This window comes from Johannesbaptistia floridana (genome assembly GCF_057440575.1).
The window spans coordinates 28,732-51,420 of sequence record NZ_JALKVM010000362.1 but is presented as its reverse complement, the minus strand read 5'-3'; the positions used below and the strand labels follow the sequence as shown (position 1 = coordinate 51,420).

Genomic DNA, 22,689 nt, shown 5'->3' with positions numbered 1-22,689 from the left:
TCTGTCTTATTTTGCTGTTTGAGTAAATTTGAGTAGATTTTTAGAAGCGGTAATTGGAGATATTAACTGTCGTTTTAATGCCAGGTCTCCAGTCATACGCTGTGCCGTTCACCCTGAGGGACCATGTCAGGAGTGCAAATATTTTGAACCTAGAGAGAATTAGAATTGAGGTAAATCTCTCTGTAAACGGGCAATAATTGTGTCTGGTTCAATTTGAGTTAAAATCTCTTCAATAACTGTACTAGGGCCCAAAGGTCCCCAGGTACATCCCTGTTGAAGATAGGTTTGAGCTGCCTTGCCGATTAAATAGAGAGTATAACCAGCGATACTCCCTTGAGTGATACTGCTACCCGCGTAGATAGTAAAATCACTGAAACTTCCCCAAGCGCTAATTTTACCTATACCTATTAAGGTAGTTGTAGCCACTTCACCCAGCAAAAAAGTTCCGGTACTAGTAAAAATAGTTTTCCAGAGTTTACCCGCTTCATAACTAGTAATTGGCAGACCATATAAACGGGCTAAAGAACGAATCATCACTAAATCAATAATCGTCCCCCCCAAAATATCCACAAGAGGAATAGGATTAATTGCTACTCCTAATGCCTTATACCTAGCGTAATTCCAAATAATCTCTTCAGCCTCTGCCTTACGAATAGCAATAGTTTTTTGAGCAATATTAATTTCTGCTTCCCTAGCTTGAAACAAAGCATTTAAAGCTAACAGAGATTTTCCCTCGCGATTGAGAATCTCTAAAATTTTTTGTCTTAATTCCTCAATTTGGGCGGGTGGAGTTTCCCACTCTCTAGTTACCCTACCATCAGGCCATTCTACTCTAACTTGTATCGCTTGAGGTTCAGCAGCCACTCTCACAATAGCATCAGGAGATAAACCCCCCAATTTTTCTAATTGCCTTTTAATTGTTTGTTGATCCTGTTCTGGATATAAATCAATTTTATTAAATACCAAGATTAGGGGTTTTTGAGCACGACGTAACTCACATAAGGCTTGGTATTCAGTGCGGGTTATATCTCCTGCGACAATAAACAAAATCAAGTCAGCTTGACTAGCAACCTGTTTAGCCATATCTGCCCTTGCTTCTCCCGCAATTTCGTCTAACCCTGGAGTATCAATGAGTTCTACTTGTACCTTGGCTGAACTGACTGTCCAACGAACTGTTTTTGGCCATTGAGTAACACCATTAATTGGCCCAGTTTCTAACACTCTTTTACCAACTAAGGCGTTGACAACTGCTGATTTACCTCGACTAACTAATCCAAAAGTAGCAATATTAATCACAGTTTGTTCTAGTTTATCTAGGGAATTTTTTAAGGTTTGTAGATCTTCTCGTACTGCTCCTTGTAATTCGGGCAAGGGAGGATAATTACCATGGCGACGAAAGCTAGAATACCAAGATAAAGCCTGTTGTACACTGGCACGAGCTTGATTGAGATGATTTTCTCCTAAATTACTCATCGATTAAGATTCACTCTGATTAAAAGGCCCAATTCCTGATCTCTACTCTAGCATTTTGATTCATATCCAGTTTTTTAAAGTAACTAGACTTGAGGGGAATTTCTATTAGGATTCTTCGGCGAATACTCAACAACAATAGAAGTTCCAGGGGATACTTTGTTAGAACTAATTGATTTTGTACCTCGATAAGTTTGACCATCGTTTGCTTGAAACTCATAAGTAATAGTGTAACTAGTATGAGAGTTTCCATATTGATCAGTCCATCTTCTGCGATTGGTATCAATAACTATTCCCCTAGTTGTTTCTCTTTTAAAAAACTGCAAAGGATTATAGTTAAAAAAGAACAACAAGATACCTATGATGATGATGATGATGATTAAAATTTCCATAATTTCTTCCTTGATTACCAGTGAATAACTGTCTTTTCTTTTGCCTCTTGGAAAAACTAGTTAACTAATTTCCATAAACCCACAGTGACTGTAATTTGTAAAAAAGTTACCCAAGTATAAATTACTTGTTGATTCCAGATTGCTAGAGATTGTTCTTTTTCAACAATTAAACGATGAGACAAAGGTATAAACCAACCTTGAGAAAAACACTCCCAAGTTAATCCCCATTCATAGACAAGAATAAATAATTCCCCTAAGGCAATATTTAACAAGTTAGGTAGGGTTTTATGCTGATTTACTATATTTAAAATTAGACGAAATAAATAGTTAGTTACCAGAAAAATTAATGGTAACAACCAAGCCATTTCACCTAAGTTTAAAAAACTAAAGACCACAGCAACTATGACAAATAAACAAGTCAAGAGAGAACTTTTGGGAAGATCATAATAGAGATAGTCGTTGTGATTTGTGTATAGATAAAATTCTCCTTTTCCCCAGTTGAAAAATCGCTTGAAATTCTCCTGCCAAGTATTCCAAGTTTCTGTGGTGTGGTAAACTTGAGCTTGAGGATTAGTTTTAAATAAATAGCCGTGTTGATAGAGTCGATAACCAAAATCTACATCTTCTCCTCCAGGTTTCAGGGGAAACTCTTCGTTAAAACCTTTTATCTTTTGAAAAATCTCTTTTTTGATGGAAAAATTATTAGAAGGTCCCCAAATTTGTTCTCCATATTCATCAGCTAAACTAAAGGGAACTAAAAAGGGGGTAAACTTGAGGGCGCCCCAAACTAGAGACTTTTTCCCTTTGAATTTAGTGCTACCTAATACTGCTGGAGTTTGAGGATTTTCTTGATAATATACTAGATGATTTTTAATTAAATTAGGAGTAGCTTCACAATCAGAATCAATAAACAAAAGCAGGGGATACTGAGCTAAATTAGCTCCGAAATTACGCTTAGCTGCTACACTAGTAGGTTGATGATAGTATTTAACTCCAAATACAGAGGATAATTCAGCGATTATTTTTGCCTCTTTTTTAGGACTATTATCAACAATAATTACTTCTACAGGAAGATTAACTTGTTGTTGACTAATTGCTAGTGATTTCAGCAAATTATGGCATAATGCTACTCTTTTGAATGTAGGGATAATAATTGATATTCCCGTCAGTTTAGCTAATTTACCAGCAAAAGGATGTAAATAAATAAGTTCTGATGATGTGGTTTGGTTGATTTGTTGAACAGGATGAGTCATAGTACTAAATTAATCCAAAAATGAATGATGAACTGAAGCTTATTGATTGTTTTTTAGTAAGCGAATATTATCAATGGCTAAATTAATTGAATCGTGGGGTTGTCCTACAGTTTGCCACTGCATTTTTAAAGCCGAAGAAAGTGCCTCTTGTCTATCAACAGGTTGTCCGTAGCCTTCTTGAACTAAAGATGATAGAGGAATAACATGGCGTTGCCATTCAGGTGAAGTGGTAAAATTATAGCCATAGTCATCATAATCAGAAGTAGCCTCACTATGAATTTTGAAACGATAAACTTTGCCATCACCTTTACTCCAAAACTCAATGGCATCATATTTACTTAAATCACGAGGTTGATTATTGTTAGGATTGAGGTCCATCCCCATACCTATAAATCCATTGGGAAAAGTTGTAGTTACTTTACCTTCAATTTGTGCATATTTTTGAGATGATTGGGGACCTCCTGATGCTGCTACAAAAGTACTGTAACCAGGGGGAATAACTTGGGAATCACCACCAGAATAGCGATCATCGTAGATAAACCATGTACCTCGAAAATTGTTAAAGCGATCGCCGTCTTCTAAGTCGTCAATCATTTCACCTGTATAACCTTCCGGTATGGGTACCGATGCCACAGTATTAGTTACTTGAGTCACCTGATTAGAAGCTGAAGAACAACTCACTAATGACCAAGAAAATGCGGCTAATATACTAATAAATACTCCGTAAGTTAATGACTTCTTTGTTAGTTTCATAGTTTTTGTTTCATCTCTACAATACTAATTGTAAATTTAGACTTAAACTTGTAGAGAAAATAGAAAAAAAATAGAAAGAAAATAGAAATAAGCTAAATTAATCTAATGACTGAAAATACACTTCGTCCCCTATCTATTAGTTTAAAACAAGCCTTAGCCAAAGAATTTGACCATCGATATAGGTTAGGAACTCGCATATCATGGGAACCATTTATTGGAGACTGGATCAAAAATTTAGATACTGAACATCCTACCCCACCCTCGGTACGAGATATTCTCTTTAATAAGAACAAACTCTCCTGTGAACTGAGAATTATTGATGGCTTATCTAAGCTATTGTTAGGATGTAGTTATCAAGAATGGGAACATCAAGACTCAGTACAATCACCTACCAATCATCACTCACCACCTCTAGTTATTAGACCTGAATTAGAAAAAAAAGTTACAGAAATAATAGTTGAACCCGGTTCTCTCTTACGTATTAAATCTCCAGCTTCTATGGGGAAAAGCTTATTTATTAATCGAATTTTAAATCAATTGGATTCTAGTAAGTACACAGTAATTAAATATAATGTTCTCGAAATAGATGAAGAATGCCTAACTAACTATGAGCATTTTTTGCAAAACTTTTGTTGCTGTTTGATTGAAAAGCTGAATTTATCTGAAGACTTATTATCTTTATCTGACTGGAAAAAACCTATAGTTCCTAATCGTAATTTAACTCGTTACTTTGAAAAAATCTTTTTTCCTAACATAAATAGTGATTTAGTTTTAGTCATCAGAAATTTTGATTTGTTACTAGAAAATGAGCAGATTAATACTAATATTTGTCGTTTATTTCGTTCTTGGTTTGAAAAAGCCAGACAGGGAGACAAAAATAGTACTATCTGGCAAAAACTCCATTTAATTCTTCTTCATTCTACAGATGTTTATGCTAAGCTCAATATTCATACATCTCCTCTAGCTAATGTGGGACAAACAGTAGAGTTAGGAGAGTTTAATTTAGAAGAAGTTAAACGATTATCTCAACAATATAACTTAATATTAAATGCTGACGATATTCATAAATTAATGGAGTTTGTTGGGGGACATCCTTTTTTAATAAACCTTGCTTTTCAATATCTTAGTAGTCAGCAAGATGATAGCTATAAGAATAATTTAGAATTTATTCTTACCACCGCCACAGAAGAAACAGGAATCTATGGCAACCATCTTCGCAAACTTTTAAGAATTTTGCAGGAAAATCCCTCTCTAGCAGAGACTTTTAAAGGGATTGTCTCTAGTCAACAACCTCTAGAAATCAAGGACCCTATTATAAGTTGGCAATTATATAGTTTAGGATTGATTAAAAGATTAGACCATCAAAATCTAACAGTTAGTTGTTTACTATATAGAGAATACTTTCATCACAATCTCTAATCAAATTATTAATCATGTTTAAATTGAAATTTATTATCCCTTCTAGTTTGGTTTTTGCTTTGACAATTGGTTGTTCGGATCAAATGTTAGAAAACAACTCTAGCAACCAAGAATTAGGCACAATAGTAACAAGACCTGGTATAACTATTGTTAGTGAGGAAGAAATGACTTCACTGACAACTACTCAGACTGTTTATGTTCCTATTTACTCAGAAATCTACGATTTTAATTCCAATCGAAGTTTTGAACTGACTGCTACCCTTAGTATTCGCAACACTGATTTAAATAACTCAATTGTAGTTGAAAGAGTAGATTATTACAATTCTAGTGGAGAAAAAGTCAGCAGCTATTTAACTCAGCCGATAAAATTATCGCCATTAGCTTCTACAGAAGTAGTGATTGCTAAAGATAATACATCCGGTGGTGTGGGTGCTAAGTTTATTATCAAATGGGGTGCGAATAGTCAGGTTAATCAACCATTGATAGAAGCTATTATGATTAGTACCGTTTCACAGCAAGGTATGTCCTTTGTGACTAAAGGTCAAGTGATTGATGATAACCAAGAGGCGATCGCCCCTTAATTAACTGAACTGAAGCACTATACGTAAATATTCAGGAAATTTAACAATTCTTAAATAACTACTGAAATTTTGGCATTTGGGAGAGCGGTGATTACTTTTATTAAAGACAGTTAAGCACTTAATAGTTTTATTAAATCCTTATTTTTGTTATGAATAGCTAAATAGTTGCCAAAACCAGCTCCTTCATCTGTAAAAATATAGTCTTTAAAATTGACATAATTAGGATAGATTCTGCCCACGCTAAAACCAAAAGGTTTTAATAAATCGTAAAAATCCTTAAGTAAAAACTTGGTTAAAAGATTTACACGATAGGTATATTCAAACTGAATAACGTCAATTTTATCCTGTTTTAAACTTTCTCGAAAACCTAATAATACTTTATTTTCTGCGCCTTCTACATCGATTTTCAAAAAATCTATTTTATCTATTTTGTTATTCTCCACATAAGAATCGCCTGTTAGAACTTTTATCTTTCTAATTTCAAATTCTTTAGTTAAAGGATTACCCAAACTTCCTCTAATTGTTACAAGTGTAGTTACAACACTAGCTTTAGGACTATATTTAACTTCTACTAATTCATTTACATCTGCCAAACCATTAGGGTTAACAATTATATTTTTGTTATTTGCACAGTTTTTTTGCATTAGTTCAGCTACTTCAGGTATTATTTCAAATGAGTGAATTATTGCTTTAGGAAAAAATGAACTTGCCAAAGATGCCCATTGACCTTCATTTGCACCTACATCTAAAATGCAATTTAAATCTCTTCCTGATTTAGCAATAGTTTTTAAAATATATTTTTCTCCATTTTTTTCATAATCTGCATTATTATTTTCATAAGCTTTTAAAAATTCTTTAGATACTTTAGCAATAGCTCTAATTAAAATATTTCTTCTTGAAGAGGCTATTTGATTTTTTAAGAAACTTTTCATAATTTAATTATTTTTTCCCTGAGTCTAGCTACGCCTATTTTTATAGCATAAAATATATCACAAGTCAACATTAAAAATTAATAGTATCTGACAAACTTTTGGTAACAATGTACTATATTTTAGAAACTTGTTGTGTCTAGATCACCAAAATTGAGGATAAAGATATTACTCCCCAAGAAGTACAATCTATAGAAAATCATTTAATCAAAAAAATCAAGCAACCATTAAAATTAGTATTTACAGTTAATCGGATTCAACACATAACCGCCGATGAAGATGATTTAGATTTGAAAAATAAGGATATCTATCGAGATCAGCTATATTTAGAAATGCAGAAATTGTTGGAGAAGAAAAATCAATAATCAAAGTGGAGAGATATTGAAACTTTTCCTAAATTCCTACGTCTTTTCTTTGGTAGTAGTATAAAAAATGGTCTTTGACATATAAAATCGTAAAACCAACTACTAGCCTAACTATTCCCCTATCAAGTAGCGCTATAGCTTCTTTTTTTTGAGCAAAAAATCAACAATGTACAAATTTTTACTTATTAGCACATTATTACTCCCTGTTTTTACCACTACTCCCACCTTAGCCCAAAATGAAATACGCCAAGAGCGTGTACAATTTAGACCTGGTACAACTGGGACAACTATCCAAGGCAAAATTCAAGGATATGAAATAGTTGATTATATCCTCCGCGCTAGTAGCGGGCAATCAATGTCAGTAATTCTACAAAGTGACAATAGTCAAAACTACTTTAATATCATAGCACCAGAAGAAGATACAGCCATTTTTGTGGGTTCAACATCTGGTGATAGCTTTCAGGGAAACTTACCTAAAGACGGTGAATATACTATCCGTGTTTATATGATGCGGGCAGCAGCTAGACGTGAACAAACAGCTAATTTTACTATAGATGTCCAAATAAATAATCATCAAGTATCTTCTAATAACAACCCTACTTCTCCCTACACAACGGACGAATATAACGCTACAACAATCTTAAGCTGTGAAGTACGTAACTCAGTTGATATGACCAAACCCGTTACTCATAATCAAGATTGCCCTGCTGGTATTCTCAGAGATGCTCCGGGATTTGCTACAATTCGGATCCTGCTACCCACTGGTACAGAACGTGTTTTGAATTTTGAGCCTGAAAAGGTAACAACTCCCACTGGCAGCGATTTAAACTGGGGGAAGCAAGATGATACTTGGTACATTGGCGTTAACAATCAAGAATTCTATATAGTACCAGATGCAGCTATATACGGAGATTAAGATAGCAGAAAGTAATTGAACTACCCCAAGTTCTACAAGTTGGGGTATTGTTTGTGTGTTTCTAATTTTTTAATTATTAGAATAAACAGAAAAATAATAGAAAAATTGAACTTTAAAAAAAGTGTTTAAGTCTATACTAGTGAATTTGTCAGTTAAATAAATTGATGGTCAAACCTTTGGCTAATGAGCTAGATAACATAAATAACCAAGAACTAGTAATAAGAGCAACTAGAGGAGATCAACAAAGCTTTCGTCTATTATATAGACATTATCACTCCCGGGTGCGCAGCACACTCTATCAATTGTGCGGTAGCTACTTACTAGATGATTTGGTTCAAGAAGTTTTTCTCAAAGCTTGGAAAAACTTACCTAAACTCAGACAACCTGCTTATTTTTCTACTTGGCTGTATCGCATAACTTGGAATATTGCCAATGACTATCGGCGTAAGTTGGCCACTACTAGAGAAAATCAAAGTAAAAACTATGATTTAGCTCAAGAAATGCACACAGACCCAAAATTGATGGAGTTACACTATCAAGATTTGATTCAAAAAGGTTTACAAACTTTGAGTTTTAAACATAGAGCTGTATTAATCCTACATGATTTAGAGGATTTACCTCAAGGAGAAGTAGCCTCTATTCTTAATATACGTGTAGGTACAGTAAAATCACGGCTATTTTACGCACGTCAAGAAATGCGTAAATTTCTCCAACAACAAGGAGTAGAATTATGACTCAATTTTCCAAACCCGAAAATGATCCCAAATTAGAGGGTTTTTTAAAAAAAAATCGTCCTATAGTTCCAGAGTCAACAAGTAATCTAGAGGTAAAACTATTTGACAGTTTAACTCCTAGAAAAAAAGCGAACTTTTCTCAGTGGTTAATACCGGGTGCGATCGCCGCGGGATTTGCTGCTGTTGTTATGGGTTATCAAACCTTTAAACCTGCATTAACCTATCAATCTCAATCCCAAATCTTAGAAACTTTTTTAGTTGACAGTTGGGATGAATCTCTAGAAATTGAAATGACATTAACAGAATGGTAGAGGAAAAAACCATGAAATTATTACGTTTAATTGCTTTAGTTTCAGTTACAGCTACTCTTTCTCTCGGTTTAGTTGGGACGGAATTAACTGCTTTCGCACATCCAGATTCTGCTGAGTTTGGCAATACCTCCCGTAGTTATGGTAGAAACAGAGGAAATAGAGAAAATTTGCTTGAACAACTCGATCTCACCTTATCTCAAGAACAACAACTACAGACTATCAAAGACCAATATCAACCACAATTAGATAGTCGTCGAGAAGAATTGATGTTAGCGCGGGAGAAGTTACGAGAAATGATGGGTAGCAACGCTTCAGAGGATGAGATTCGCCAACAACATCAACAAGTAATTAATTTAGGAGAAGAATTCGCTAATTTACGATTAGAAAATATGTTAGCGATTAGAGAGGTATTAACTTCTTCTCAACGTCAGGAATTAAATGATTTGATGGAACTGCGACATAGCCAAGGCAGAAGATTTCAGGGCGATCGCCCTTGATTGCTCATTTGCTGGCAACGGTATTTTCTAGAGTACCAATCCCCTCAATTTTTACTCGTAGGCGATCTCCCACTGATACTGGTCCAATGCCTGCGGGAGTTCCTGTGAGAATTAAATCTCCCGGCAAAAGTGTCATAATCTCAGAAATATAAGCTACTAACTTTTCCGGGGAGAAAACCATCTCACTAACTAAAGCTGATTGACGGGGTTGAGGTTCTTCGTTGACAAAAGTTTGTAATTTTGCATCTGTACTCAATTCTCTAACTATCCAAGGGCCTAGAGGGCAGAAAGTATCGAATCCTTTGGCCCTTGTCCATTGTGAGTCTTTTTTTTGTAAATCTCTAGCTGTAACATCATTAGCTATAGTATAGCCCCAAATTTTGCTTAATGCTGCTTCTGGTGAACAGTCTTTGGTTTTTTCCCCAATAATTATCGCTAATTCTCCTTCATAGTCTACCCTTGATGATTGAGAAGGATAAATTACTTTTTGTTCGTGAGCGATAATTGCTGTGGTAGGCTTAAAAAATAGTAAGGGTTCTGGTGGTACATCCCCTCCCATTTCTGCTGCATGGTTTGCGTAATTTTTACCAACGGCGATTATCTTTGATGGGACACAAGGGGCTAGTAAAGAGTATTTATCTATATCTAGCACTATATCAGTTTCTTCTCCACCTAACCAAGGGGGGGCTTCTAAAACCTTGACTTGGCGATTGAGATTAAGGATACCATAGTATGTTTGCCCTTGATTTGTTTTGATTCTTACATATCTTTTGGGCATAGGCTGCTGCAATTCCTTTGTCGCTATTGGAGCAATGTTGTTATTTGTCTAATCAACAGTTTAGCAATTTTTTCTTTTCTGCTCAATCTCTATTTTCTGATCAGGGCTAAAAATTCCCATCTTTATATTGCTGAAGGCTTGATATGAGTTAAATACCCGGTAGCCTGTTTTCCCCAAGCTTGGGCAACAGGTAGTATTTTCCAACTATTGCAAATGATGGTTAATGCTATTCCTGAGGCAGAGAAATGAGTAGGTTTTGATGCAATACATGAAATCTCCTTAGCCTATGATTAAGAGGGTAAGGAGATCATGTCGATTACAATTTACTTGTACAATTTACTTGTACAATTCAGTAGCTAAACGAAATGCGAAAATCGCGGGAATAATTGCCACAGCTAAAGCAATATATACTTGGGTATCTGATAAAGGCATAAATTTTGCTCCTTATATTGTAAATTATCGTTTCTCCTAATTTGCTTCAAAACCTAGACAGATTCCAAGTAATCGTTACAAAAAATAACAAAATCCCTCAAGTTCCAAAAGCGCGATCTCCCGCATCTCCTAAACCTGGTACAATATAACCACGGTCATTGAGTCCTTCATCGATAGTCGCCGCGTATACTTGTAACTCAGGGTACTTAGCAGCCAAACTCTGGAGAGCAGGAGGAGCTGTTACTACAGAAATAATGCGAATAAACTCAGGATTGGCACCACGACCAACGATTTCTTCCATAGCTCTCATAATAGAACCTCCAGTAGCTAACATTGGTTCTAAAATCAGCACTCTAGTGTCATCATCGAACTTAGCTGGTAACTTATTAAGATAACAACTAGACTCTAGAGTTTCCTCATTTCTCACTAAACCTAGGTGATAAATAGAAGCCAAAGGCAATAAAGTTTGTGCCCCATCCAACAAAGCCAAACCCGCCCTTAAAATGGGGATAACAGCAATAGATACTTGAGGATTAACGAGAGTAGCCTGAGATTCCTTAAGAGGGGTTTGGACAACTGAATCTACAGTAGGTAGCCAGTGGCGAGTAGCTTCATAAGTCAACCAACGCCCCAACTCAACCATAGCCGTTTTAAACAGCACTGAGGGGGTATTAACATCCCGGGATACAGCCAGCCAATGCTTAATCAGAGGATGATCTGGTACATATATTCGTAGTTGTAAACTCATTATTTTTCCCCTTCAAAAAAAAATATAATTAATCTTGCCTTAATTATTCTAAATCATGTATAATTAATGTTTGTGGCCAAAAAGCGAATTAATCAGCTTACGTCCACGAAGATCAAAGAGAGCTTCTTGAGTAAGATACTGAGATAGCAAAAAGAAAAGCTACCTTAAGTCTTCTTAGGAAATAGTTGGCTCTTATATCGATTAACCAAGGTTACTAAATAAGAAAATAATAGAGGGAATAGATAGGAAAAAAACTATCTAGCCTGAATTTATTCTGCCCCTAAACATTTTATTAATAGTAACCGCAAAAATGTTGTCTAGCAAGTAGAAGGATAAAACCCGTGTCTATTGGCATCTTAGGCACTAAGCTTGGCATGACCCAAATCTTTAACCAAGAGGCAGGAACTGCAATTCCGGTAACGATTGTACAAGCTGGGCCATGTATTGTAACGCAAATCAAGACCAAATCCACCGATGGATATGATTCAGTTCAGATAGGTTACAAAGAAGTAAAAGAAAAAGCACTAACCAAACCAGAGTTAGGGCATTTTAAAAAATCAGAAGCAAAGCCCTTGCGCCACTTAAAAGAATATCGAGTAGAGAATACATCAGACTATCAACTCGGTCAAGCCCTGAAAGCGGACTTATTCAAAGTGGGAGAGTTAGTAGATGTAGCTGGCAATACCATAGGTAGAGGCTTTGCGGGATATCAAAAGCGCCATAACTTCAAACGAGGCTCAATGAGCCACGGTTCTAAAAACCACCGTCTACCAGGTTCAACGGGAGCTGGGACAACTCCGGGGCGTATTTACCCAGGAAAAAGGATGGCAGGACGCTATGGTGGCAAACAAATCACAGTGAGAAAACTAGAAATAGTAATAGTAGACCCAGAAAAAAATGTGTTAGCGATAAAAGGAGCAATTCCCGGTAAAGCAGGCACACTAATCAGTATCAGCCCAGCCAATAAGGTTGGCAAATAGTCAATTACAACAACTGTAATCATGATCAACTATGTAGTGAAAAACTGGCAAGGTGAAACTGTAGGAGAAGAGCAAAGCCTAGAGTTAAAAACAGCTAAGGCCGAAAATGCCGAACACATCGTGCATAGAGCCTTAGTGAGACAACTTGCCCACGCTCGACAGGGCACTGCATCTAGTAAAACTAGAGCAGAAGTAAGAGGTGGAGGTCGCAAACCTTGGCGACAAAAAGGCACAGGACGCGCCCGTGCCGGATCGATTCGTTCTCCCCTGTGGCGAGGGGGTGGGGTAATCTTTGGGCCTAAACCCAGAGATTTCCAAATCAAGATGAATAAAAAAGAACGTCGCATCGCCTTGAGAACAGCCTTAGTGAGTCGAGGGGAAGACTTAATTGTCGTAGAAAACTTTGCCGAACAACTATCACAGCCGAAAACAAAAGAATTAGTATCAGCTTTAAATCGCTGGGGAATTGAAGGTAGACCTAAATTATTGTTAATTTTGTCAGAAATAAGTGATAATGTAGCGCTTTCAGCTAGAAATCTAGATTATCTAAAAATGATTAAATCAAGTAATCTTAACATCCAAGACTTACTAGCAGCGGACAAAATCATTACAACCCCAGAAGCTCTAGAACAGATACAGGAGCTATATCAATAGCTAGGCAAGTAAAAAATGAGTCAAATAAATGCAAGGGATCTTCCCGACTTAATCATTAAACCCATTGTTACAGAAAAAGCAACCCTGCTTTTAGAACAAAATAAATATGTCTTTGATGTAGCAATCAAAGCCACGAAACCGGAAATAAAAGCAGCAATAGAAAGCCTATTTGAGGTAGAAGTAATCAAAGTAAACACTCACCGTCCACCGCGCAAAAAGCGCCGGGTAGGGAGATTTATGGGATATAAACCTCATTACAAGCGGGCGATAGTAACTCTCAAAGAAGGAGGAACTATACCACTATTCCCAGACGTTTAAACTGTAAAACTAAGAAGAGATTAAAATCATGGGTGTTCGTTCCTATCGACCATATACACCAGGAAGACGCGAGGCAGTAACCTCCGATTTCTCGGAAATCACCAAAAGTAAACCAGAAAAATCCTTAACTAAACATAAACATAACCCCAAAGGCCGAAACAATCGCGGCGTGATTACCTCCCGCCATCGTGGTGGCGGGCATAAACGTCTATATCGTCAGATAGACTTTCGTCGTGATAAATATAATATTCCAGCAAAAGTAGCAGCGATAGAATACGATCCCAATCGTAATGCTCGGATTGCTCTATTATTTTACCAAGATGGCGAGAAACGCTATATCATAGCTCCCGCAGGTATCAAAGTAGGAGATATAGTAGTTTCAGGCCCTGATGCTCCTTTTGAAATAGGAAATGCCCTACCCTTAGAAAGAATACCTCTAGGTACAGAAATTCATAACATTGAATTAGTAGCAGGACGTGGAGGGCAAATAGTAAGAGCAGCTGGAGGTTCAGCTCAACTAGTAGCCAAAGAAGGAGATTATGTAACTATAAAACTACCTTCTAAAGAAGTGCGCATGGTGCGTAGAGAATGTTATGCCACCATTGGCCGAGTTGGTAACATCGAAGCCAGAAACCTCAAACTAGGAAAAGCAGGGAAAACTCGTCACCTAGGGAAACGACCCCACGTACGTGGGAGCGCGATGAACCCAGTAGACCACCCCCATGGAGGTGGAGAAGGAAGAGCGCCCATTGGTCGTAATGCACCAGTAAGTCCATGGGGTAAACCAGCCTTAGGGAAGAAAACCCGTAAGAAGAAAAAGCCGAGTAACGCTCAAATCGTACGCCGTCGTAATCCTGGTAGAAGTTAAAAAAAGCTTGAAAGACAACCAACAAGGAGTTAAAAAATCATGAGTCGTTCCTTGAAAAAAGGTCCATACATCGACCATAAATTGATGCTCAAAGTTGAAAAACTCAACGAAAACAACAAAAAAGAAGTAATAAAAACTTGGGCAAGAGCCTCAACCATAATACCGGATATGGTTGGCCATACTATAGCCGTTCATAATGGTCGTCAACACGTGCCCGTATACGTCTCCGAACAGATGGTAGGGCACAAATTAGGAGAGTTTGCCCCAACTCGTACATTTAGAAGTCATGCCAAAAGTGATAAAAAAGCAGGTCGTAAATAAATTATGGCAGTAGCAGAAAAAGAAGTAAAAGCGATCGCCCGTTACGTGAGAATGTCGCCTCACAAAGTAAGGCGAGTATTAGACCAAATTCGTGGGCGTACCTACAGCGACGCCCTGATTATCCTCGAATTCATGCCCTACAAAGCTTGTGAACCAATTCGCAAAGTCTTGCGCTCAGCGGCAGCTAACGCCGAACACAATGAAGGGATAGATCCAACCTCATTGATTGTGTCCAAAGCTTACGCCGATGGGGGTCCCAGTCTCAGACGATATCGTCCACGAGCCCAGGGAAGAGCCTATCAAATTCGCAAGCCAACGTGTCATATTACAATTGCTGTAGCTCCAGAACTAGAAGAAGAGTAAAGAGGAAATATTTGTGGGACAAAAGATACATCCAGTTGGGTTTCGTCTCGGTTATACCAAAGACCACCAGTCTTGCTGGTATGCCAGCGCGAAACAATATCCAGAACTATTAGAAGAAGATAGAGATATCAGAAACTTTATTTACCAAAAATTCCAAAAAGCAGGTAATTATCCTGGTATTTCCTTGATTCGTATCGAACGCAAAGCCGACCAAGTTGACCTAGAGATTCATACAGCTCGCCCCGGGGTAGTTGTAGGCAAAGGCGGCTCCGGTATCGATGAACTACGTACATCTTTACAAGCAATGCTAGGCAGTCAGCGCCAAATTCGCATCAACGTAATAGAAGTAAGTAAAGTAGACGCCGATGCCGTACTTGTAGCCGAAGAAATCGCTAGACAACTAGAACGAAGAGTTTCATTTCGTCGGGTAGTTCGCCAAGCCCTCCAAAGAGCACAAAAAGCCGAAGTAAAAGGCATCAAAATCTCCATCAGTGGTCGTTTGAACGGAGCAGAAATCGCCCGGACTGAGTGGGTAAGAGAAGGTCGTGTACCCCTACATACCCTGCGTGCCGATATCGACTATGCCTATCGAACTGCCTCTACTATATACGGGATTTTAGGGATTAAAGTCTGGATTTTCAAAAGAGAAATTATTCCAGGTCAAGAAGACTTATTAAGTTCAGCACCAGCTCCCACACCCAAACGCAAAAAACGGCGTCAGCAGTTTGAAGACCGCTCCGAAGATAATTAAAAATTAACCAATCTAAAGAAAGAAAATCATGTTAAGCCCAAAAAGAACCAAATTCCGCAAACAACAGCGGGGACGTATGAAGGGCATGGCGCAGCGCGGTAATCAAATAAACTTTGGGGAATTCGCCCTGCAAGCAACAGAACCAGCTTGGATTACCTCTCGCCAAATAGAAGCCGCACGTCGAGCCATGACTCGTTACATCAGAAGAGGTGGTAAAATCTGGATTCGGATTTTCCCCGACAAACCCGTAACTATGAGAGCCGCAGAAACCCGGATGGGATCCGGTAAAGGTGCCCCTGAATATTGGGTAGCTGTAGTTAAACCCGGCAGAATTATGTTTGAGATTGGCGGCGTATCCCAAGAATTAGCCCAAGAAGCTATGCGTCTAGCAGCCCAAAAATTGCCGATAAAAGTTAAGTTTATTACCCGTGAACAGGAGGAGACTTAAAATATGCCCCTACCTAGGATTGCAGAAGTTAGAGAAATGTCTGACGAAGAAATTACAGAAGCGATCGCCGAAATCAAAAAAGAACTCTTTAACCTACGTTTGGAACAAGTAACAGGACGCCTAGAAAAAACTCACCTATATAAACACAAGCGTCACCGTCTCGGTCAACTCCTCACCGTAGAAAGAGAGCGGCAACTCAACCCAGAAACAACCCCCACCACACAGGAGGATAGTGAATAATGGCAGTAAAAGAAAGAGTGGGAATGGTAGTAAGCAACAAAATGGATAAAACCGTAGTTGTTGCCGTAGAAAACCGCTCCCCCCACCCCAAATACGGCAAAATTGTCGTTAAAACCAAAAAATTTAAAGCTCATGACCCAGAAAATCGCTGCAACGAAGGTGATAGAGTTCGGATTCGTGAAACTCGTCCCCTCAGCCGCACTAAGCGCTGGATAGTCAGTGAAATCATCAATATTTAATAAATAAGTAAATAAACTCCAGCAATGATTCAACAGCAAACCTATCTAAATGTCGCCGATAACAGCGGCGCCAGCAAGTTAATGTGTCTTAGGGTATTGAGTACTGGTAACACTAGCTACGCCAGTATTGGCGATGTTATTATAGCAGTAGTAAAAGATGCTCGCCCGAATATGGCCGTAAAAAAATCTGACGTAGTGAGAGCAGTAGTTGTTCGTACTAAAAAAGCTCTACGTCGTGATAGTGGCATGACTATTCGTTTCGACGATAACGCCGCCGTAATTATTAACAACGAAGGCAATCCCCGTGGTACCCGTATCTTTGGACCAGTAGCACGGGAACTACGGGATAAAAACTTTACTAAAATTATCTCGCTCGCACCGGAGGTACTCTAATATGGCTAAGAAAACCCCACGCCGATTCCAAAAAATGCACATCAAAAAAGGTGACACAGTACAAATAATTTCTGGACGAGATAAAGGCAAAGTAGGAGAAGTCTTACAGGCATTCCCAGAAGATAGCACTGTAGTTATCAAAGGAGTTAACATCAAAACCAAACACGTCAAACCCCGCCAAGAAGGGGAAACAGGCCAAATTACTACCTACGAAGGGCCAATTCATAGCTCCAACGTCATGCTTTACTCAGAAAAAGAAAAAATAGCCAGCAGAGCTAACTACATTATCAACGAAGACGGTCGCAAAGTCCGCAAACTCAAAAAAACAGGTGAAATAATTGATTAACTAAGATTAATTAATTAAATTCATTCCTAAAACTTCCTGACCAAGCCCAGGAATAATTAACCAAGGGAGCTTTTTTATCTATGTCATCTAAACTTTATCAAACCTACTCAGAAACTATTGTCCCTAAACTCAAAGAAGAGTTTGGTTATACCAATATCCATCAAGTTCCTAAAGTCGTAAAAATCACTGTTAACCGTGGTCTAGGTGAAGCATCTCAAAACGCCAAGGCTTTAGAATCCTCAATTAAGGAATTAACAATTATTACTGGACAAAAACCAGTAGTAACTAGAGCGAGAAAAGCGATCGCCGGATTTAAAATTCGTCAAGGTATGCCTGTAGGAGTAATGGTGACATTGCGTTCAGAGCGAATGTACGCCTTCTTAGATCGTTTAATCAATCTTGTACTACCAAGAATCCGTGACTTTCGTGGTATCAGTCCCAAAAGTTTCGATGGACACGGTAACTATAGCCTCGGTTTAAGAGAACAACTAATCTTCCCAGAAATCGATTACGACGCTATTGACCAAATTAGAGGCATGGATGTATCAATTATTACTACCGCTAACACGGACGAAGAAGGGCGTGCCTTACTAAGAGAAATGGGAATGCCCTTCCGCAACAATTAAAAATGAGCCAAAGAAAGAGGGTAAAAACACAATAATGGCAACAAACGATACTATCTCAGATATGTTAACCCGCATTCGCAATGCTTGTTTAGTCAAACAAACTAGTACACAGGTACCAACAACAAGAATGACTCGCAGTATTGCCAAAGTTCTTCAAGAAGAAGGTTTTATTGAAGGATTTGAAGAAGTGGGAGAAGGAATAAAAAAACAACTATTAATTTCCTTGCGCTACAAAAGAAGAAATGGAGAACCAATTATTCGGACCTTACAAAGGGTGAGTAAACCAGGTTTACGAGTATATAGTAACCGCAAAGAACTACCTAGAGTGTTAGGAGGGATTGGCATCGCCATCATTTCCACATCCCACGGGATTATGAGCGATCGCGAAGCCAGACGCCAAGGTATTGGTGGTGAAATCCTCTGTTACGTTTGGTAAAACTACAAAAGGAGAAAATAACTTATGTCTCGTATCGGTAAACGTCCTGTAACAATCCCTAAAGGAGTAACAGTAACCATAGACGGACAAAAAATCACAGTCAAAGGGAGTAAAGGCAGCTTAGAAAGAGTAATGCCCGAAGGAGTAAAACTAGAACAAATAGATGAAACTATTTGTGTAACTCCAGACAACGATTCCCGTACCTCTAGAGAACGCCATGGCCTAGTGCGTAGCCTCGTAGCTAACATGGTAGAAGGAGTATCCAAAGGCTTTGAAAAACGTCTCACAATCCAAGGAGTAGGATATCGTGCCCAAGCCCAAGGCTCCAACCTAACCCTTAACGTCGGCTACAGTAAACCTGTAGAAATGACTATGCCTCCAGGCATCAAAGTCGGCGTAGAAGAAAGAAACACAGAAGTTGTCCTCGAAGGCATCGATAAAGAACTTGTAGGTAATATCGCCTCTAAAATTCGTGACGTGCGACCTCCAGAAGTCTACAAAGGAAAAGGCATTCGCTACAAAGGAGAACAAATAAGACTAAAAGCAGGAAAAACAGGTAAGAAATAACTATGAAACTATCTCGTAAACAAAAAACTCAACGTCGTCACAGACGCATCCGCAAAAAAATTCAAGGCACCACCGAACGCCCCCGTTTAGCGGTATTTCGTTCTAATTTTCATATCTACGCTCAAGTAATCGACGATGTCCAGCAGCACACCCTAGTAGCCGCCTCAACCCTAGAACCAGAAGTAAAAAATCAGTTCACAGCTACAGGTAACCAAGAAGCTTCCGCCGCCGTAGGCAAACTAATAGCTGAAAAAGCCCTAGCCCAAGGCATAGAAAAAGTAGTACTAGACCGTGGTGGTAACCTATACCATGGCCGAGTCAAAGCTTTAGCCGAAGCGGCTCGCGAATCAGGTCTGCAATTCTAAATAAATTTCAAAACAAGGAAAATATTCCAGATGAAAAAACGTCGTAACAACAAAAAAGAAAAAGAAAGTAACTTACAAGAAAGAGTTATTCAAATTCGTCGTGTAAGTAAAGTAGTTAAAGGGGGGAAAAAACTCAGCTTCCGGGCCGTGGTCGTAGTTGGTAATGAAAAAGGCCAAGTAGGCGTCGGGGTTGGTAAAGCCAGCGATGTAATCGGCGCCGTGCGCAAAGGCGTTGCCGATGGACGCAAACAGTTAATAGAAATATCCCTAACCAAAACTAACTCCATAACCCACGTTTCCAAAGGCATCGCTGGGGGAGCTAAAGTGATGATTCGTCCCGCTGCCCCAGGTACAGGTGTAATTGCCGGAGGAGCAGTGAGAACAGTTTTAGAACTAGCTGGAGTCAAAAATATTCTCGCTAAGCAACTAGGATCTGATAATCCCCTTAATAACGCTAGAGCTACCATCGACGCCTTAGAACAAATTCGCAGTTTCTCAGAAGTATCCCAAGAACGAGGCATTCCCCTAGAACAAATTTACGCTTAAATAAAGGAGGAATTATAAAATAATGCGTTTAAATAATATATCACCCAAAAAAAGCTCTAAAAAGCGTCCTCGGCGCGTCGGTAGAGGTATCTCCGGCGGTCAAGGTGCTAGTTGTGGCTTTGGTATGCGCGGTCAAAAATCTCGCTCCGGTACAGGTACTAAAGCCGGATTTGAAGGGGGTCAAATGCCTCTTTACCGCCGTATACCCAAGTTAAAGCATTTTCCTATCGTTAACCCCACCTATCACACCATTATTAATGTCGGTAAATTAGCTTCCCTAGCTCCCAATACTGAGGTAAATTTAAATTCCCTACTCGAAGTGGGAATCGTCACCGCTAATGATGGCCCCCTGAAAATACTCGGGGAAGGCGAATTAAATGTTCCCCTCAATGTTAAAGCCGCAGCTTTTACAGCTCAAGCTAAACAAAAAATTGAAGCGGCAGGAGGAAGTTGGGAGATTGTCACCCGTTCTCAACGTGCAACTCAAGATAAAATAGAAGCACAGTCCGAAGAGGAAGCTAATAATGGTAGTTAGTCGTGATAAAAATCCCACCGCCCAAGAAACATTTATGCAAATGGCCCAAGCCGCAGGGCTTCGCAGTCGTGTTCTAATTACGGTGGGTTTACTTATTTTAGTTCGTTTAGGTATTTATATTCCTGTACCTGGGATTAATCGCGCTGAGTTCGCCTCAGCTCTACAAACTGTACCAGGTTTAGGCTTTTTAGACATCTTTACTGGTGGAGGCTTATCCGCCTTAGGTATTTTTGCTCTGGGAATTTTACCGTTTATTAATGCTTCCATCATTATCCAATTGTTAACCGCAGCTCTGCCATCTTTGGAAAATTTGCAGAAAAATGAAGGTGAAGCCGGAAGACGGAAAATTGCCCAAGTTACCCGCATAATTGCTCTAATTTGGGCAATAATCCAAAGTACAGCTATTACTGTAGGTTTACTGAGTGACTACGCCCTAGCACCAGGAATTTGGTTTGTAATTGAAACGGTTATCGCCCTAACGGCCGGGTCCATGTTCGTTATGTGGATTTCTGAATTGATTACAGAACGAGGTATCGGGAATGGGGCCTCTTTGTTGATTTTTGTTAACATTGTGGCAATTTTACCCAGAACTCTCGGTCAAACTATTCAATTTGCCCAACAAGGCGGTCAAGAATCCATCGCTCAAGTAGTTATACTCTTGGTAGTGTTTTTAGTAATGATTGTCGGTATAGTCTTTGTTCAAGAAGGGACTCGCCGTATTCCTATCATTTCCGCTAAACGACAAGTAGGACGCAAACTCTATCGAGAAAGAACTAGTTATCTACCTCTACGTCTGAATCAAGGCGGTGTTATGCCGATTATCTTTGCTTCAGCTTTGTTGGTTATTCCGACTTCTTTGGGGAGTTTCTTTCAAGGTGATGGCTTTGTTAATCAAGCTCTAAGAACAGTAGAACGAGAGCTGCGACCAGGAACTTGGGTTTATGTACTTGTGTATTTGTCTTTGATTCTCTTCTTTAGCTATTTTTACAGCTCTTTGGTCAGTAATCCTGTGGATATGTCACAAAATCTTAAGAAAATGGGTACCAGTATCCCAGGTATCCGCCCAGGTAAAGCTACTAGCGCCTATTTAGAAGGTGTGCTCAATCGTCTGACTTTCTTGGGAGCAATATTTTTGGGATTTGTGGCTATCGTACCAACTTTTGTAGAGGGAGTCACCGGAGTACCAACTTTTAGAGGGTTTGGCGCAACTTCTTTGTTAATCTTAGTAGGTGTCGCCATCGATACCGCTAAACAAATTCAAACTTATGTGATATCTCAACGTTACGAAGGTATGGTAAAGTGAAGTCACCAATGGCAGTGGGAGAGCACTCCCCTCCCCCACTCCTCCAATGTTTACTAAGCCTTCTGAGAAAAAATAAGGATACATGTTTTTCGCCAATTACCCCTGAAGGCCCACCAGGCTTGTATCCTTACTTTTTAGTCGGTTAAGTAGCAAGTAAAATTAAACAAGGAAAAATTAATGAGTAATTCAGGATTGATATTCTTAGGACCACCAGGAGCAGGAAAAGGCACTCAATCTCAAGTTTTAGCAGATACATTTAAAATACCTCATATCTCCACAGGAGATATATTGAGACAAGCTATTGCTAATCAAACTCCTCTCGGTCAAAAGGCTAAAACCTATGTAGACCAAGGTGAATTAGTACCCGATGAGTTGATTTTAGATTTGATTCGCGATCGCCTCAGCCAAGCCGATACTCAAGTTGGTTGGATTCTTGATGGTTTTCCTCGCAATGTTAATCAAGCACGCTTTCTTGATGCTTTATTGGCGGAAATCCACCATCATGTCGATGGAGCTCTTAATTTAGAAGTACCAGAACAAAGTTTAGTAGACCGTCTCCTCCAAAGAGGTCGTAAAGATGATAACGAGGAAACTATCCGTCGCCGTCTCCAAGTCTATCACGAGCAAACCGCCCCCGTAATTGCCTATTATCAAGAAAAGGAGAATCTCTACTCTGTCAATGGTAATTTACCCCCAGAAGAGGTGACTCAAGCTATATCTCAAATTATCTCTAACCAGCTTAATTTTTTTAATAATACTGAGGCTAAAACCTAATTTGACCGCTCATTAAGCAGTCTGATTGAGAAGATTTG

At 38.8% G+C, this 22,689-nt stretch carries 34 protein-coding genes and 1 pseudogene; 27 read left to right on the top strand and 8 right to left on the bottom strand.

Going from position 1 to position 22,689, the window contains the following annotated elements; all coding sequences use genetic code 11:
- Nucleotides 1–49 precede the first annotated feature (49 nt).
- Nucleotides 50–163, top strand: a pseudogene (locus MW688_RS20315) (DUF6464 family protein); the annotation flags it as partial.
- Here the strand turns inward: MW688_RS20315 and MW688_RS20310 are convergent.
- The 4 genes from MW688_RS20310 to MW688_RS20295 all read right to left on the bottom strand — a co-directional run bounded on the left by MW688_RS20310 (nucleotide 160) and on the right by MW688_RS20295 (nucleotide 3,868).
- On the bottom strand, nucleotides 160–1,473 hold the full coding sequence (locus MW688_RS20310; protein ID WP_486737834.1) for a GTP-binding protein: 1,314 nt from the start codon (nucleotides 1,471–1,473) through the stop codon (nucleotides 160–162). The pseudogene MW688_RS20315 and the gene MW688_RS20310 sit on opposite strands and share 4 nt — an antisense overlap.
- A gap of 83 nt (nucleotides 1,474–1,556) precedes the next feature.
- Nucleotides 1,557–1,862, bottom strand: a complete 306-nt coding sequence (locus tag MW688_RS20305; RefSeq protein WP_486737833.1) for a DUF3592 domain-containing protein — start codon at nucleotides 1,860–1,862, stop codon at nucleotides 1,557–1,559.
- A gap of 56 nt (nucleotides 1,863–1,918) precedes the next feature.
- On the bottom strand, nucleotides 1,919–3,115 hold the full coding sequence (locus tag MW688_RS20300) for a glycosyltransferase family 2 protein (RefSeq protein WP_486737832.1): 1,197 nt from the start codon (nucleotides 3,113–3,115) through the stop codon (nucleotides 1,919–1,921).
- Nucleotides 3,116–3,154: 39 nt separating this feature from the next.
- Nucleotides 3,155–3,868 carry a CIA30 family protein gene (locus tag MW688_RS20295; RefSeq protein ID WP_486737831.1) on the bottom strand — a complete coding sequence of 238 codons (714 nt, stop codon included), beginning with the start codon at nucleotides 3,866–3,868 and terminating at the stop codon, nucleotides 3,155–3,157.
- 105 nt (nucleotides 3,869–3,973) lie between these two features.
- On the opposite strand from MW688_RS20295, the gene MW688_RS20290 reads away from it, so the two are divergent.
- A complete protein-coding gene (locus MW688_RS20290) occupies nucleotides 3,974–5,287 on the top strand; it encodes an AAA-like domain-containing protein (RefSeq protein WP_486737830.1) in 1,314 nt (437 codons plus the stop codon).
- A gap of 14 nt (nucleotides 5,288–5,301) precedes the next feature.
- On the top strand, nucleotides 5,302–5,868 hold the full coding sequence (locus MW688_RS20285) for a DUF3124 domain-containing protein (protein WP_486737829.1): 567 nt from the start codon (nucleotides 5,302–5,304) through the stop codon (nucleotides 5,866–5,868).
- 110 nt (nucleotides 5,869–5,978) lie between these two features.
- On the opposite strand, the gene MW688_RS20280 is transcribed toward MW688_RS20285, so the two are convergent.
- Complete coding sequence (locus MW688_RS20280) at nucleotides 5,979–6,800, bottom strand: FkbM family methyltransferase (protein ID WP_486737828.1); 822 nt, start codon at nucleotides 6,798–6,800, stop codon at nucleotides 5,979–5,981.
- Nucleotides 6,801–7,328: 528 nt separating this feature from the next.
- On the opposite strand from MW688_RS20280, the gene MW688_RS20275 reads away from it, so the two are divergent.
- The 4 genes from MW688_RS20275 to MW688_RS20260 all read left to right on the top strand — a co-directional run bounded on the left by MW688_RS20275 (nucleotide 7,329) and on the right by MW688_RS20260 (nucleotide 9,620).
- Nucleotides 7,329–8,078 carry a hypothetical protein gene (locus MW688_RS20275; protein ID WP_486737827.1) on the top strand — a complete coding sequence of 250 codons (750 nt, stop codon included), beginning with the start codon at nucleotides 7,329–7,331 and terminating at the stop codon, nucleotides 8,076–8,078.
- A 164-nt stretch (nucleotides 8,079–8,242) separates the two neighbouring features.
- Nucleotides 8,243–8,812, top strand: coding sequence for a sigma-70 family RNA polymerase sigma factor (locus MW688_RS20270; protein ID WP_486737826.1), 570 nt, complete (start codon nucleotides 8,243–8,245; stop codon nucleotides 8,810–8,812).
- Nucleotides 8,809–9,123, top strand: coding sequence for a hypothetical protein (locus MW688_RS20265; RefSeq protein WP_486737825.1), 315 nt, complete (start codon nucleotides 8,809–8,811; stop codon nucleotides 9,121–9,123). Before MW688_RS20270 ends, MW688_RS20265 begins: the two co-directional genes overlap by 4 nt.
- Nucleotides 9,124–9,134: 11 nt before the next feature.
- Nucleotides 9,135–9,620, top strand: coding sequence for a Spy/CpxP family protein refolding chaperone (locus MW688_RS20260; RefSeq protein WP_486737824.1), 486 nt, complete (start codon nucleotides 9,135–9,137; stop codon nucleotides 9,618–9,620).
- A gap of 4 nt (nucleotides 9,621–9,624) precedes the next feature.
- Here the strand turns inward: MW688_RS20260 and MW688_RS20255 are convergent, their stop codons facing one another.
- The 3 genes from MW688_RS20255 to upp all read right to left on the bottom strand — a co-directional run bounded on the left by MW688_RS20255 (nucleotide 9,625) and on the right by upp (nucleotide 11,578).
- A complete protein-coding gene (locus MW688_RS20255; protein ID WP_486737823.1) occupies nucleotides 9,625–10,398 on the bottom strand; it encodes a fumarylacetoacetate hydrolase family protein in 774 nt (257 codons plus the stop codon).
- 336 nt (nucleotides 10,399–10,734) lie between these two features.
- A complete protein-coding gene (gene psaM, locus MW688_RS20250) occupies nucleotides 10,735–10,830 on the bottom strand; it encodes a photosystem I reaction center subunit XII (RefSeq protein WP_486737822.1) in 96 nt (31 codons plus the stop codon).
- 97 nt (nucleotides 10,831–10,927) lie between these two features.
- Nucleotides 10,928–11,578 (bottom strand): uracil phosphoribosyltransferase, encoded by a 651-nt coding sequence (gene upp / locus MW688_RS20245; RefSeq protein ID WP_486737821.1) that lies wholly within the window; start codon nucleotides 11,576–11,578, stop codon nucleotides 10,928–10,930.
- Nucleotides 11,579–11,919: 341 nt separating this feature from the next.
- On the opposite strand from upp, the gene rplC reads away from it, so the two are divergent.
- From rplC to MW688_RS20145, 20 genes are all read left to right on the top strand, one after another.
- Nucleotides 11,920–12,558, top strand: a complete 639-nt coding sequence (gene rplC, locus MW688_RS20240) for a 50S ribosomal protein L3 (protein ID WP_486737820.1) — start codon at nucleotides 11,920–11,922, stop codon at nucleotides 12,556–12,558.
- Nucleotides 12,559–12,579: 21 nt separating this feature from the next.
- The gene (rplD, locus tag MW688_RS20235; protein ID WP_486737819.1) at nucleotides 12,580–13,212 is read left to right on the top strand and encodes a 50S ribosomal protein L4; all 633 of its coding nucleotides are present in this window, start codon (nucleotides 12,580–12,582) and stop codon (nucleotides 13,210–13,212) included.
- Between the two features lie 15 nt (nucleotides 13,213–13,227).
- The gene (locus MW688_RS20230) at nucleotides 13,228–13,530 is read left to right on the top strand and encodes a 50S ribosomal protein L23 (protein ID WP_486737818.1); all 303 of its coding nucleotides are present in this window, start codon (nucleotides 13,228–13,230) and stop codon (nucleotides 13,528–13,530) included.
- 28 nt (nucleotides 13,531–13,558) lie between these two features.
- Nucleotides 13,559–14,398 carry a 50S ribosomal protein L2 gene (rplB, locus tag MW688_RS20225; protein ID WP_486737817.1) on the top strand — a complete coding sequence of 280 codons (840 nt, stop codon included), beginning with the start codon at nucleotides 13,559–13,561 and terminating at the stop codon, nucleotides 14,396–14,398.
- Nucleotides 14,399–14,437: 39 nt separating this feature from the next.
- Nucleotides 14,438–14,719, top strand: coding sequence for a 30S ribosomal protein S19 (rpsS, locus tag MW688_RS20220; RefSeq protein ID WP_486737816.1), 282 nt, complete (start codon nucleotides 14,438–14,440; stop codon nucleotides 14,717–14,719).
- 3 nt (nucleotides 14,720–14,722) lie between these two features.
- Entirely contained in the window at nucleotides 14,723–15,082 is a 360-nt protein-coding gene (rplV, locus tag MW688_RS20215) for a 50S ribosomal protein L22 (protein ID WP_486737815.1), read from the top strand.
- A 13-nt stretch (nucleotides 15,083–15,095) separates the two neighbouring features.
- Nucleotides 15,096–15,833 carry a 30S ribosomal protein S3 gene (gene rpsC, locus MW688_RS20210; protein WP_486737814.1) on the top strand — a complete coding sequence of 246 codons (738 nt, stop codon included), beginning with the start codon at nucleotides 15,096–15,098 and terminating at the stop codon, nucleotides 15,831–15,833.
- Nucleotides 15,834–15,861: 28 nt separating this feature from the next.
- A complete protein-coding gene (gene rplP / locus MW688_RS20205; protein ID WP_486737813.1) occupies nucleotides 15,862–16,281 on the top strand; it encodes a 50S ribosomal protein L16 in 420 nt (139 codons plus the stop codon).
- 3 nt (nucleotides 16,282–16,284) lie between these two features.
- Nucleotides 16,285–16,521, top strand: coding sequence for a 50S ribosomal protein L29 (gene rpmC, locus MW688_RS20200; protein WP_486737812.1), 237 nt, complete (start codon nucleotides 16,285–16,287; stop codon nucleotides 16,519–16,521).
- Nucleotides 16,521–16,760: a 30S ribosomal protein S17 gene (gene rpsQ / locus MW688_RS20195; RefSeq protein ID WP_486737811.1), complete on the top strand. Its 240-nt coding sequence runs from the start codon at nucleotides 16,521–16,523 to the stop codon at nucleotides 16,758–16,760. Before rpmC ends, rpsQ begins: the two co-directional genes overlap by 1 nt.
- A gap of 24 nt (nucleotides 16,761–16,784) precedes the next feature.
- On the top strand, nucleotides 16,785–17,153 hold the full coding sequence (rplN, locus tag MW688_RS20190; protein ID WP_486737810.1) for a 50S ribosomal protein L14: 369 nt from the start codon (nucleotides 16,785–16,787) through the stop codon (nucleotides 17,151–17,153).
- 1 nt (nucleotide 17,154) lies between these two features.
- Entirely contained in the window at nucleotides 17,155–17,499 is a 345-nt protein-coding gene (gene rplX / locus MW688_RS20185) for a 50S ribosomal protein L24 (RefSeq protein WP_486737809.1), read from the top strand.
- An 80-nt stretch (nucleotides 17,500–17,579) separates the two neighbouring features.
- Nucleotides 17,580–18,125 carry a 50S ribosomal protein L5 gene (gene rplE, locus MW688_RS20180; RefSeq protein WP_486737808.1) on the top strand — a complete coding sequence of 182 codons (546 nt, stop codon included), beginning with the start codon at nucleotides 17,580–17,582 and terminating at the stop codon, nucleotides 18,123–18,125.
- A 34-nt stretch (nucleotides 18,126–18,159) separates the two neighbouring features.
- The gene (rpsH, locus tag MW688_RS20175) at nucleotides 18,160–18,561 is read left to right on the top strand and encodes a 30S ribosomal protein S8 (RefSeq protein ID WP_486737807.1); all 402 of its coding nucleotides are present in this window, start codon (nucleotides 18,160–18,162) and stop codon (nucleotides 18,559–18,561) included.
- A gap of 24 nt (nucleotides 18,562–18,585) precedes the next feature.
- The gene (rplF, locus tag MW688_RS20170; protein ID WP_486737806.1) at nucleotides 18,586–19,128 is read left to right on the top strand and encodes a 50S ribosomal protein L6; all 543 of its coding nucleotides are present in this window, start codon (nucleotides 18,586–18,588) and stop codon (nucleotides 19,126–19,128) included.
- A 2-nt stretch (nucleotides 19,129–19,130) separates the two neighbouring features.
- Nucleotides 19,131–19,493: a 50S ribosomal protein L18 gene (rplR, locus tag MW688_RS20165; RefSeq protein WP_486737805.1), complete on the top strand. Its 363-nt coding sequence runs from the start codon at nucleotides 19,131–19,133 to the stop codon at nucleotides 19,491–19,493.
- Between the two features lie 30 nt (nucleotides 19,494–19,523).
- On the top strand, nucleotides 19,524–20,039 hold the full coding sequence (gene rpsE / locus MW688_RS20160) for a 30S ribosomal protein S5 (RefSeq protein WP_486737804.1): 516 nt from the start codon (nucleotides 19,524–19,526) through the stop codon (nucleotides 20,037–20,039).
- A gap of 22 nt (nucleotides 20,040–20,061) precedes the next feature.
- On the top strand, nucleotides 20,062–20,574 hold the full coding sequence (gene rplO, locus MW688_RS20155) for a 50S ribosomal protein L15 (protein WP_486737803.1): 513 nt from the start codon (nucleotides 20,062–20,064) through the stop codon (nucleotides 20,572–20,574).
- Nucleotides 20,564–21,877 carry a preprotein translocase subunit SecY gene (gene secY, locus MW688_RS20150; protein WP_486737802.1) on the top strand — a complete coding sequence of 438 codons (1,314 nt, stop codon included), beginning with the start codon at nucleotides 20,564–20,566 and terminating at the stop codon, nucleotides 21,875–21,877. The genes rplO and secY overlap by 11 nt, the downstream gene beginning before the upstream one ends.
- A gap of 177 nt (nucleotides 21,878–22,054) precedes the next feature.
- Nucleotides 22,055–22,651, top strand: a complete 597-nt coding sequence (locus tag MW688_RS20145; RefSeq protein ID WP_486737801.1) for an adenylate kinase — start codon at nucleotides 22,055–22,057, stop codon at nucleotides 22,649–22,651.
- Nucleotides 22,652–22,689 lie beyond the last annotated feature (38 nt).